General features: G+C 64.2%; 10 protein-coding genes. 3 read left to right on the top strand and 7 right to left on the bottom strand.

Going from position 1 to position 11,880, the window contains the following annotated elements; all coding sequences use genetic code 11:
- Together BKX93_RS01100 and BKX93_RS01095 are read right to left on the bottom strand one after the other, a co-directional pair.
- Positions 1 to 591, bottom strand: coding sequence for an ANTAR domain-containing response regulator (locus tag BKX93_RS01100; RefSeq protein WP_070978228.1), 591 nt, complete (start codon positions 589 to 591; stop codon positions 1 to 3).
- 100 nt (positions 592 to 691) lie between these two features.
- Positions 692 to 2,194, bottom strand: a complete 1,503-nt coding sequence (locus tag BKX93_RS01095; RefSeq protein WP_070978227.1) for an alanine/glycine:cation symporter family protein — start codon at positions 2,192 to 2,194, stop codon at positions 692 to 694.
- A 271-nt stretch (positions 2,195 to 2,465) separates the two neighbouring features.
- On the opposite strand from BKX93_RS01095, the gene BKX93_RS01090 reads away from it, so the two are divergent.
- Positions 2,466 to 2,795 (top strand): hypothetical protein, encoded by a 330-nt coding sequence (locus tag BKX93_RS01090; RefSeq protein ID WP_070978225.1) that lies wholly within the window; start codon positions 2,466 to 2,468, stop codon positions 2,793 to 2,795.
- Between the two features lie 83 nt (positions 2,796 to 2,878).
- Positions 2,879 to 3,139 carry a hypothetical protein gene (locus tag BKX93_RS01085; protein ID WP_145929192.1) on the top strand — a complete coding sequence of 87 codons (261 nt, stop codon included), beginning with the start codon at positions 2,879 to 2,881 and terminating at the stop codon, positions 3,137 to 3,139.
- Here the strand turns inward: BKX93_RS01085 and BKX93_RS01080 are convergent.
- The gene (locus BKX93_RS01080) at positions 3,136 to 4,128 is read right to left on the bottom strand and encodes a CgnE/CgnB domain-containing protein (protein WP_070978222.1); all 993 of its coding nucleotides are present in this window, start codon (positions 4,126 to 4,128) and stop codon (positions 3,136 to 3,138) included. The two genes, BKX93_RS01085 and BKX93_RS01080, sit on opposite strands and share 4 nt — an antisense overlap.
- A gap of 178 nt (positions 4,129 to 4,306) precedes the next feature.
- Positions 4,307 to 4,438, bottom strand: coding sequence for a hypothetical protein (locus BKX93_RS25865; protein WP_260799464.1), 132 nt, complete (start codon positions 4,436 to 4,438; stop codon positions 4,307 to 4,309).
- 201 nt (positions 4,439 to 4,639) lie between these two features.
- Between BKX93_RS25865 and BKX93_RS01075 the strand changes: the two genes are divergently transcribed.
- Positions 4,640 to 5,146: a GAF domain-containing protein gene (locus BKX93_RS01075; protein ID WP_070978217.1), complete on the top strand. Its 507-nt coding sequence runs from the start codon at positions 4,640 to 4,642 to the stop codon at positions 5,144 to 5,146.
- Positions 5,147 to 5,159: 13 nt separating this feature from the next.
- Here the strand turns inward: BKX93_RS01075 and BKX93_RS01070 are convergent, their stop codons facing one another.
- From BKX93_RS01070 to BKX93_RS01060, 3 genes are all read right to left on the bottom strand, one after another.
- Positions 5,160 to 6,344 (bottom strand): metallophosphoesterase family protein, encoded by a 1,185-nt coding sequence (locus tag BKX93_RS01070; RefSeq protein WP_070978215.1) that lies wholly within the window; start codon positions 6,342 to 6,344, stop codon positions 5,160 to 5,162.
- Between the two features lie 34 nt (positions 6,345 to 6,378).
- Positions 6,379 to 8,265: a c-type cytochrome gene (locus BKX93_RS01065; RefSeq protein WP_046155815.1), complete on the bottom strand. Its 1,887-nt coding sequence runs from the start codon at positions 8,263 to 8,265 to the stop codon at positions 6,379 to 6,381.
- A gap of 75 nt (positions 8,266 to 8,340) precedes the next feature.
- A complete protein-coding gene (locus BKX93_RS01060) occupies positions 8,341 to 11,799 on the bottom strand; it encodes an alpha/beta fold hydrolase (RefSeq protein WP_070978213.1) in 3,459 nt (1,152 codons plus the stop codon).
- Positions 11,800 to 11,880 lie beyond the last annotated feature (81 nt).

Here is an 11,880-nt window from a genome sequence, read left to right as displayed (position 1 = left end):
TCAATCCAGCAGCTCGCTGGCGTGGATCAGTTGAAGAGCCAGGTCGGCCAGGCGCAAGCCCGACCTCATCGCCTGGCTGCGCAGCAGCGCGTACGCCTCTTCTTCGCCAAGCCGCCGCCGGCGCATCAGGATGCCCTTGGCCCGCTCGATCAGCTTGCGCTCCGCCAGCTGCCGCTCCATGTCGGCCAGCTTGCGCTTCAGCGCGGCGTCCTCCTCGAACTTGACCCTAGCCATGTCGATGATGGGCGCCAGCCGCTCCGCGGAGACGTGGTCGACGATGTAGGCGGTGACCCCGGCGCGCACCGCGGCCTGTATGGCGGGCACCCCGCCGTGTTCGGCGAACATCACCACCGGGCGCGGCGCGGAGCGCTCCATCAGCGCGAGCTGCTCCAGCGTGTCGCGCGTCGGCGATTCGGTATCGACGATGATGACGTCCGGCCGCTCCGACTCCGCCAGCCGCAGCAGCTCGGCCGCGCCGTCGGCCTGGGCGATGACCAGGTAGCCGGCGTCGGCGAAGGCGTCGCGCAGCTGCCGCATCGGCCGGTCGGTATCGTTGACCAGCAACAGCCTCAAGGGGGCGGACGGGTCCATGGTCTCATTCGCGCAATGGGTCTGCGGGAGATAAAAGCAAACCCCATGCCCGAATGCCATGACGACGCAAAAACGCCCGCGTGAGCGGGCGTTGCGTGAATCAGCCGGCTTTGGCCGGTTCCGGCTTGCCTCCCGGCGGCGGGCCGCTCGACTCCTCGTCCAGATTGCTCTCGGCGCGGCGGCCTGCCCAGTAGGCGGCGTTGACGATGCCCAGCTTTTCCGGATGGAACACCGGGTCCACGCCTTGCGCCTTCTGCGCCTCGTAATCGCGCAGGCAGGCCAGCGCCGGCTTCTGCATCAGGATGATGGCGATGATGTTCAGCCAGGCCATCAGGCCGACGCCGATATCGCCCAGACCCCAAGCCAGATCGGCGGTCTTCACCGTGCCGTAGACGGTGGCCGCCATCAGCCCCACCTTCAGCGCGAACACCAGCCACGGCCGCCGCGCCTTGCGGTTGATGAAGGCGATGTTGGTCTCGGCGATGTAGTAGTAGGCGATGATGGTGGTGAAGGCGAAGAAGAACAGCGCCAGCGCGACGAACACCGAGCCGAAGCCCGGCATGATGCTTTCCATCGCGGTCTGCACATAGCCCGGACCGGCAGCCACGCCGGCAATGCCGGTGTACAGCGCCGCGCCGTCCGGCCCCTGGACATTGTACTGGCCGGTGATCAGCAGCATGAAGGCGGTGGCGGAACAGACGAACAGGGTGTCGATGTAGACCGAGAACGCCTGCACCAGGCCCTGCTTGGCCGGATGGCTGACCGCCGCGGCGCTGGACGCGTGCGGACCGGTGCCCTGACCGGCCTCGTTGGAATAGATGCCGCGCTTCACGCCCCACTGGATGGCGAAGCCCAGCACCGCGCCCATGCCCGCCTCAAAACCGAAGGCGCTCTTGAAGATCAGCGCCACCACGCCCGGCAATTGCTCGATGTTGAGCGCGATCACCACGCAGGCGACGATGATGTAGCCCAGCGCCATGAAAGGCACCACCGCTCCGGCGAACACCGCGATGCGCTTGACGCCGCCGAAGATGATGAAGCCCAGCATGATGGCCAGCACGGCGGCTGTCACCGTGGGCGCGATGCCGAAGGCCGACTGCATCGAGTTGGCGATGGAATTGGCCTGGATGCCGGGCAGCAGCACGCCGGTGGCCACCACCGTGGTCAGCGCGAACAGCCAGGCATACCACTTCATGCCCAGCCCCTTCTCGATGTAGAAAGCCGGACCGCCGCGGTACTGGCCGTCTATCTTCTCCTTGTACACCTGGCCCAGCGTGGACTCGACGAAAGCGGAGCTGGCGCCGAGAAAGGCCACCAGCCACATCCAGAACATCGCGCCCGGACCGCCGAAAGTGATGGCGGTGGCCACCCCGGCGATATTGCCGGTGCCCACCCGTCCCGCCAGCGTCATCGCCAGCGCCTGGAACGACGACACGCCCGCGCTGCTGCTCTGGCGATTGAACATCAGGCGCAGCATCTCCTTGAAATGCCGCAGTTGCAGAAAACGGGTGCGCAGCGAAAAATACAGGCCCACGCCCAGGCACAGGTAAATCAGTGCCGGACTCCAGACCACGCCGTTGATGGCGTTGACCAACTCCTCCATGGGTTCTCCTTTGTAAGCGAAGGTATGCAATCGGCGTGTTTTTATATTCCTGCTGCCGATTGTCCGACCGGAACCCGCAAGATAATGGTCAAAGCCTGAATGTTTCCAGATGGTTTACTGTAAAAATAAAGTAAATACCCTAAATAAATATCGCCGCGCCAACGCGGGCAATCCGCCGACAAAGCCCGCGCCTCATCGGGTCCAGGCCGGAGCGGCATGCCCGCGCATGGTATAGTGTGCCCCCGGTTCTCCCAGTAGAAAGCTTCAAGCCATGCCCACCCTCTTCCGTCTGTCCGCCGCCTGCCTGCTGCTGGCCGCGCTCAGCGGCTGCCAGCCGCCGCAACGCATCCAGGCCAGCTACCACTGCGACGATCAGATTCGGTTCAGCTTCGACCGCCGCACCCAGACGGTGGAAGTGTTCCGCGGCGGCGAGAGCTTCAAGGGATATATGGACGAGAAAGGCCTGCTGACCTGGCCCAAGCCGCTGGCCGGCAAATCGCTGCCGGACAGCTTCTTCATTTCCCGCAAGACGCCGGACCAGATGAAGCTGTACGGCGGCTTCGCCGGCACCGGCAAGGCGTGCCGGCTGGACCCGGGCTGAGCAAGCGGCCTCACGTCCGCCCTCCGCCAGCGTCCATGGAGCGAGCCGACGCATTCCGCGCCGGCCCCGCTCCGGAGACCGCCATGTCGCTCGCGCTGAACAACTGTCCGCTTACCAACAACACCGCCGTCACGATCCGCGTCGTGCCCGGAAACGCTTTCGATGTGCCGGCAGGCCAGACCGTCAACTCCGGCGTGATCGTCTTCGACACCATACAAGTCCCCGGGGACGTGCTGGACACCGACGCGGACCAGGCCGCGAACCAGCTGAATTGTTATTTCGTGCTGGCGGATGGAGAGTACCGGTTGAACATCCCCGACGACTTCACCGCGGTGTTCAGCTAAATCGAGAAACCGCCGTCGAAGAAGACCTTGTCGCCGAAACGCAGCCGGCCGCCGGAAAAGATCAAGTCCAGGTGATGGCTGCCCAGCTCGCCGCCGCCCAGGCCCAGATGCAGTCCTGGGTGGCGCTCCTCGAAGCCGGCGTTCAAACCATACAGTCCCTTCACGCCGCAATTGGTGCCGATGCCGAACTCCGCCACCGCGGCGTTGCCGGCGTTGGCGCTCAGATACTTGTCGAAATCCGCCGAGAAGCGCGCGTCGCCGCAACTGAAGTCCGCCACCCGGCTATCGCGGATGCGCAGCGTGGCGAAATCGCGGACCACGCCGTATTTGACGGCGAACGGTATCGTGCTGAGGAAGGCGCCGCTGAAGCGCACCTCGCCCTGCAGATCAGCGATGGAAGTGGCAATCTCTCCCGGGACGAGATCGACATTGCCGTCGCCGTCTATCGAGGTCCAGGCTTGATCGGGCTGGATCGAGCCGCGGAGCCATCCGCCCCCCTCCTGCTCGAACGCCACGTGCCCGGCTTGCTCCGCCAGCGCGATCAGGCGGCGGTTGCGCTCCGCCATACGCGCCCGCGGCTCGGAGAACGCCTCGTAGAAATACGGCCCGTAGTCCTTGAACAGAATGGATTTCTTCCAGTTGGACTGCATCGCCTGCTTGATCGGCAATAGGAAGGCCGGACCGCGCGGATCGACAGACGGCAACGTGGACGAGCGGTACAGGAAAATGAAGACATCGCATTGTTCGATCGCGGCCGCCAGCGCGTCCGCGCTCTCGTTCTCCAGCTCGGCTAAGCGGATGTCCGCGGCGATGGCCTCGCCGGCGCCCTCGGCGATGCTCGCGGCAACTTCGCCGTGATATGCGTCGAACCCCAGCAACAGGCGGATGGGCTCTCCCGAGGCCGCCTTGTCCCTGGCTGCCGGATGTAATGCCAAGCAGGCGTACATATTGCGGACACTTCGCGCCTGCTCTTCGGTGGTGATGCGCATTCAGCTTTCTCCCAAGGTCCGCTGACAAAACTTTGCGGAGTCTCTGGACCAAAGCGCCGCGGGCCATGCCAATCGTTCGACGCAGGGAGGCGCGATCCAGGATCTCTTTTTGTCGGCGGCTCTAAAAAACGGGGCCGCCAGGGCCCCGTCGTCAGACATGGATTCGGCTAATGCCCTATCAGACCGGCCACAGCGCGGTGCCGAACGGCACGACGGCTTTGTCCTGCATCATCTCCACCGCTTCGGCGAAGGTTTCTTCCTGAAACCAGGCATCCAGCTCGATATCCGCGGTTTGGATTTGATCGTTCATCTGCATCTCCTTTGTCGTTGGAAAACTCGCGATGCTAGAGCAAATGCCCTAACAAAATTACAGACGCATGGAATTCATGCAAGTTCTAATACCACTTAGTATTAATTACGCTATTAACATTAAAAATGACGCCGTGAATGGCATTAACAGTCTGATGCCACCGCCTATAATGAAAATCATTCCTCATTCCAAGAGGCCGCCATGCAATCTCCCGGCATTCCCGCCAACGAGGCTGAACGCGTCCGGGTGCTGCAAGAGTTGCTCATTCTGGATACCGATCCGGAAGAACGCTACGACGCGATCACCGCCTACTGCCGCTCCCGCTTCGCAGTCAAGATCGCGCTGATCAGCCTGGTGGACAGCAATCGCCTGTGGTTCAAGTCGCACTGTGGGCTGGACGCGAGCGAAACGCCGCGCGACATCAGCTTCTGCGCGCATGCCATTCTCGGCGACGACATTTTGGAAATACCGGATGCCAGCGACGACAACCGCTTCTGTGACAATCCGATGGTGCTTGGCGATCCCAATATCCGTTTCTACGCCGGCGCGCCGTTGAAGCTGTCGTCCGGCCACGCCATCGGCACGCTGTGCCTGATCGACTCCAAGCCCAAGCACCTGGCCGGGGAGGAGAAAAGGCATCTGAAAACGCTAGCCCATACCGTGGTGCTGGAAATAGAAGGCAGCCGCGCCGTCAGCGAGCCCGGCTGACCCTCTTCGCCGGCTAATGCTCGGGCCACCTCTGGTAGCCGTTTTCGTCGTAGAAGGTTTCCGTCAGCGCGTCGCCGTTCAACTCCAGCCTCACGAAGCCGTTCAACACCCGCTCCGGATACTGGCTGTCATCGGCGGAACGCGTCTCCGCCCACGCCACCTGCGGCTTGCCGTCCAGCGCCTTGGCCGGCCCGTACGGAATCGCGCCGTGGCCGACGCAGCGGGCCAGCAGCTTGCCCTGCGGCTGGTAACAGATGACGTTGTGCAGGTGCCCCCAGTACCAGTAATCTGGATCGCGGCCCAGCGCGGCCGCCACCTCTTGGTACAGCGGCGTCTTGGTCGAGCCGTCCATGGCATAACCCTGATGGTGGGACAGCAGCATGATCTTCTTGTCCCAGCCGGCGGCAAGCTGCTTCAGCCACGCCGCCTGCTGGTCTCCCAGCGCGCCGTCCATGTATAGATTCATCTTGTCCGAGTGGTAGGCGCTGTCCAGGCCGACAATCAACCAGTTCTGGTTGTGCAGGCTGAAATAGCTGGTGCCCTGCTGCATCGGAAATTTATTCGACAGCTCGCCGAAGTAACCAAGCGCGCCGTTGTACATTTCATGATTGGAATTGAGGGTGAACTGCCCCTTCGCGCCCGCCGGCCAGTCTTTCAGATCATTGCTCTCATCCGAGCTGATGCCCGCATAGTAGACATCCCCCAGATGGATGGTGTAATCGGCGCCCTGCTTGCTCATCGCGGCAGCCACCTTGGCCGCGATGTAGTCGCCGGTGCCCCAGTCGCCGGCGATGGCGAAACTGACCTGGTCCGCTATCTCGACGCGGCTCGGCTCGCCTCCCCACGGCGCGTAGTCCCACAAATGCGCGATCCACTGCACCAGCGCCTCGCCCCACAGCGGGTCCAGCAACTCCCACTTGCGGCAGCCCAGCAGGGTGCCATCGTCCATCACCCGGGTCGGCAGTTCATCCTCGGTGGTCGGCAGCGACTTGCCGTCCATCACATTGTCCAGAATCGACAAGCCCCGCGCCAGTTCCCACGGAATGCCGCAGGCCGAGGTGCTGCCGGAATCGATCACGTCCCGCACCTGCTGGTGCACCTGCTGCAGCCGGTCCATGATCTGCTTCTTCTGCTCAAGCGTCTGCCTGGCGTCGGCCAAGCTGGCCTCGACCCGGTTTTTCCAATCGCTGAAATCCATTTCGCACCTCCGCGCGGCGGACAATCGCCGCCGTTTACAGATTTTTCATGTATTCGATCAGGTCCCACTTTTCGCTATCGGACAAACCCGTGCCGTACTCGTGGCCGGTGTTGTGGTTGCCCGGCAGGCGGGTGTCGAACTTGAAGTAGCCCCCGCCCTTGACCTCCGGTCCGGCGGCGATGAAGCCGACGCTGCGGGTGTCGAACACGCTGGAGCCTCGGTAGAACACCTTGGGCCGCTTGTCGGGCTTCTGCAGCAGGTCCCACAGCGTCGGCACCGAGCCGTTGTGCAGATACGGCGCGCGCAGCCAGATGCCGTCGGTCGGCGTGTTGCTGTAGCTCTGCGTCTTGCGGTAGGCGCCGAAATCGAACGGCGGCTTCTTGAACTCGTGGAACTTGTCCACCAGCCCGACGGTGAAGGAATTGACGCGGTAGGGGTCGGTGCCCAGCTCATCCAGTCCCACGGTCACCTGGCCGGTATCGGCCTTGCCAAAGTCGTGGCAGCTGGCGCAATTCTTCTCCCACAGCGCCTGGCCGCGATGCGCGCGCACCTGGTCCAGGCCGCCGAATGGCCACTTGGGCGAAGGGTGCGACAGCAGCCAATCGGTCACGCGCTTGAATTCAGCCGGCAGCACCGATTGCGGCGTCGCGCCCACCGCCATCGCCGCCGCGTAGTTGCGTTCCTTGATGGCGTTGTTGTTGCCGTCCCAGTGCAGATACAGCGATTCGCGCGGCTTCTGGTTCCAGATCTGCGGCAGGTCCACCGTGCCGATGGTGGAATCGTCCGGGAAACCGAACACCGCCATCTTGGTGGGGTTGAAGGTGTCGGTGCGACCCGGCCCCTGCTGTGGCCGCAGCTTCTGCCACGCGTACTGCTGCTTCTGCTTCAGGAAGGCCTGCCGCGTGGCCGGCACGATCAGGAAGCGGTAGAACAGCTTTTCGATCGGCCCCAGCTCGTAATGCTGCTCGATGGCGTTGATCACCTTGGCGTTGAAATCCGGATCGCCGGCGCAGTCGTACAGGAACCACTGGAACGACTCCAGATCCAGCAGCGCCGCCGGCGCGGTGGGCACCGGCACCGGCACGTCATCGGCGCTCTTGCGGTACATGCCGGTATGGCACAACGCGCAATTGGGCTCTACCGACGGATAGCCGATCTGGCGCTTGGCCAGGCCGATCGGCAGGTCATGCCCGCCCTCGTAGATGAAGCCGAAGGCCTGCCAGCCAGTGCCAAGCTTGGGCATGCGCTGCGCGCACACCTGCGGCAGCACCGAGAACACGTACAAGGGAATGCGCGCGTCCGGCCCCAGCCCTATCGCCGCGTACTTGAAGTGGTCAACGTCGGACGCCAGCGGCGGCTGCGGCACCTCTCGCAACAGATTGGCCCAGGCCTCGTAGCCGACGAAGGCCAACACCAGCACAACGACGATGGCGATCTTGCGGCAGGCGCCGGCAAAGCACTTGGCCAGGCAGCGCCACAAGCCGCACAGGCCGGCCCGGATCAATGGCCACGGCCGCTGCTCCGCCGGCAGGCCGATGTACAGCAGCGCGCCCAGGATCAAGAACATCGCGGCGTCGGAGTACAGCAAGGGCTTGAAGGCGTCCGGATAGCCGGAGGTCTGGATCAGGTAGATCCAGAACGCCACCGCGATCAGCCGGGACAGCACGCACAGCCAGGAATACACCGGATAGCGCGCGGCGTTGACGCCGGCCGGCGCGTAAAACAGGCTGACGCCCACCAGCAGCATGCCGGCGTTCTGCAGCCACGGGTACACCGCCTGGCTGGGCAGGCCGAAGCTGCTGTTCAGGAAATCCGGCCAGAACAGCGCCGGGATGGCGAACACCATATTGATGGCGATGCCGATCCAGATGAAGCGCTGGAACCAGCGTACGCCGCATTCCGCGCAACGAGTCTTGTCCATGGGGAGGTCCTTGTGAAGACGGCGTCGAATGGCCAGGCGCGGCCGGGACCGGACAGCGGCCCCGGCGGTTTCGCCTCAGCCGCCTGCTGTCTTGTCCAGATGGGCGACGATGGCCGGGTAGACGTCGGCCGCCGCGTTCTTGCCGAACATGCAGTCAATGTGGCCGTAGCCCGGCACCACCAGCCGGCTGTAACGCTCCGGCCCGAAACGCTGCACCAGCTTGTCATACGTGCGCTCGGTGCTCTCCGGCAGGTAGCACTCGTTCTGCTCGCCGCTGATGAACAGGATGGGCAGCTGCAGCCGCTCGAAGTGCGGCATGTAGATGTCGTCGCCGTCGAAGGACACCAGCCGCCCCTCGCGGCACATCCGCGCCAGATGCTCCATGGTGCGCATGTTCGCCACCCCGAACAGCTCGTGCAGATTGTCGTGCAGCGTCTCGTTGAGGGTTTCGTGACGGTACAGCGGCGCGTACATGAAGGTGATGCGATGGCAGACCGGGTTGTTGCAATAGCCCTGCGCCTCCGCCAGCGCATAGCCCTTCAGCGCGGTGTCGTACAGTTTCTCGAACCAGTTGGAATCGGACGCGGTATAGGCGGTCAGCGATTGCACGCCCAACTTGTCCAGCACCGTCGGCAGATGCAGGCCGGTCTTCACCTGGGTGGCGGCCGGCACCACGATGTCGGCGGCGATCTGCGAGCACACCACCGACCTCACCCCCTCCAGCCCGGCCAGCATGGACATGAAGAAGGTGGTGGCGCCGTAGCAGTGCACCACGCACTGCACGTCGGCCGCGCCGGTGGCTTCGCGTATCCGCCGGATCGCAGCCGGATAGTCGTAGCGCGCCACCTGGTCGCCGTCCCACTGCTGCTGGCTGGCTTCCAGCAGAATGCTGACGCGGAAGTCCAGCAGCCACACGTCGTAGCCGTGCTGGTACAGGTACTCCAGCAGATTGGTGGAGATGGTGTCGGTGGAGAAGATGTTCGACCCCACGCCCAGGCCGTGCACCAGCATCACCGGTCCCTTGCCGCCGCCGTTGTAGCGCGTGAGCCGCAGATTGACGCCGTCGTCGGTCGGGAAGAACGCCACCTCGGGCGCGCCGGCGTTGAGCGGACGCTTCTTGCGCGGCGGCGCGTCCGGATTGAAGTAGACATTGGGGGCCAGCACGCCGCCGTAGCTCTCCCACAGCACACCGGCGAAATACTCGCCGAAGCGCGCCAGCTGTTTCAGCCGCTCCGCCTCGCTGGAGACGTTGAGCACCTTCATCGTGGTCATCTGCCGCGCGAAGTCGGCCGGCTCGATATGCAGCACCCCGCTGCCGACCACCTCGCCGCCATCATCCACGCCCTGGTACACCGTCACGTACAAGGTGCTGGTATCGGCCCAGATCTTGAGCGGCCCGTGATCGCTGGGCACCGATTTGAACGCGCTGAAGAAGTACTCGGACCCATCCTCGGCGCTCAAGCGCATCTTGTAATTCATGTGGCGCTCGCCCACCTGCTGCGGATATTCCTCGAACAGGTTGAACACGCCATGGCTGACTGTCAGCGGCAGCGCCGACAAGGTCGGCGCGTTCAACGTGCCGACGATGGTGGCGGGATGACTGGGGTCGGAAATCAACCGGTCCAGATCGTCGGACGCCACGGTGACGGTAAAGCCCATGGTCGAACCGGCGTCCTGACCGGCCTGGGCCGCCGCCTCGTACGCCGCCAGATCGGTTCCCGCCGGCTGGCGGTGGGCTGTGGAGAAAAAGCCCTTCATCGTCTCGGTGAATTCGATGCCGGGCTTGTCCGACTGCGGCGGCGGCGCGCGGCGCGGCGCCGACGGCAGCGTGTAGTCGATCTTCCAGCCGCGGTCCGCCGCCAGCAGCGCCATCGCCCGCTCGCTGACCGCCGAGATGGTGAACAGCGGATTCACCGCCAGCGAGGTCGGAATCACCGAGCCGTCGGTCACGTACAGGCCGGGATAGACATCGCGCCCGCTCGTCCCGCAGAACGCCTGGCCCTTGTGATTGACCACGCCCTGGCCCGCGTCCTCCCCCATCACGCAGCCGCCCAGCGGGTGCACGGTGATCAAGCTGTGCTTGAACAGATCGGTCCAGATCGGGTTGCGCACATAAATGCCGCCCAGCGCCCGGGTGGCCTCCTGCAGCCTGTCGTTGCCGATCTTGAAGTTGGGTTGCTCGCCCACGTTCGGCCAATCCAGCCGCAGTTGGTCGTGATCGTCCAGCGCCATCCGGCCGGCGCCGTCGTCGTGGCTCATGATCAGATAAGTCTGCAAACGGTTCATCGCGCCGTGGTAAGGCCCGCGCAACGCGCTCTCCACCTCGCGCGCCGCGTATTTGATCTTGGCCAGCGCGCCGGTTTCCGAAGGCTGGCCCAGCTCAGCCGACGCCGCGGCCATCGCCGGCACCATCAGCCCGCCGATGGCGCCGGGAATGGAGCCCTCTTCTATCACCATGCGCCGACGCCAGCCGCTCTCGTCGCGCATGTCGATGATGGAGGTGATACAGGGGCCGACCGGGCCGACCTCCTTGGCTGAATGCGTGCCGAAGCCGATGCCGTTGATCTTGTCGCCGTTGTTGTAGCCGAAGCCGAGGATGTCGCCGTTGCCGCTCATGTGCTGGCCCAGCTGGTCGGACAGCGGCAGGCCTTCGGCGCGGGAGCGCAGCAGAATCTCGGTGGAACCCAGCGTGCCTGCGGACAGGACCACGATGTCCGCCTTGACGAACAGCGTCGGCGCGTCGAATTTCTCCCGCCCGGTGCCCACGTACTGAAAATGGACGATCCAACCGTCGCCATCCCTCTCCAGATAGCGCACCGACGCCTGGCAGAATATCTCCGCGCCGTGGTTGCTGGCGTCCGGCAGATAATTCATCAGCGTGGTGTTCTTGGCATGGTTGTTGCAGCCGGACACGCAGTCGCCGCAGTAATTACAGGGCTTCTGCTCGACGCCGACGTGGTTGAGATCGTTTGGCAGCTTGTCGAAAGTCACGTTGATCGGCGGACGGTAGAAAGTATGCTTGGCCTGTATCCGCTCGCCGGATTTCTGGTTGGCCTGCAGCTTGGGCAAGGCCGGCGCGGCATCCGGATAGGGCGTGGGCTTCAGCATCTGTTGCGCCCGCGCGTACCCCTCTTTCAACAGCGTGTCCACATGATCGCGCACGCCCTCCGGCCAGCGCGGGTCCTCGAACACCTGCGGCTCCGGCTGCAGCGACACATTGGCGTTGATCAGCGAAGTCCCGCCCAGGCCGCAGCCGACGATCACGTTCTGCTGTGCGTTGACGTGCAAATCGTAAAGGCCGGTGCGGGAGCCGAGGTGGCCATCCGGGTGGTGGACCTGGAATTCCTCGGTCGCTTCCGCCAGCGTGTCGGGGTACTCGCCGGGAATGATCTCCCGACCCCGCTCCAGCAGGCAGACCGAACGGCCGGCCCGCGCCATCCGCGACGCGGCGATGCCCCCGCCGTAGCCGGAGCCGATCACCACAACCTCGTAACGTTCCTTGATTTCACTGATGGGGGACGCGATTCGCACCATTGACTTTCTCCCAGGCAGGATCGAACAGTCAGGCCACGAATACCATTGCAGAAGGCGCGGCGCATGGCGTCATGCGCGGGC

The organism is Chromobacterium vaccinii (assembly GCF_001855275.1).
Taxonomy (GTDB): Bacteria; Pseudomonadota; Gammaproteobacteria; order Burkholderiales; family Chromobacteriaceae; genus Chromobacterium; species Chromobacterium vaccinii.
This window is presented reverse-complemented; position numbering and strand designations above follow the sequence as displayed.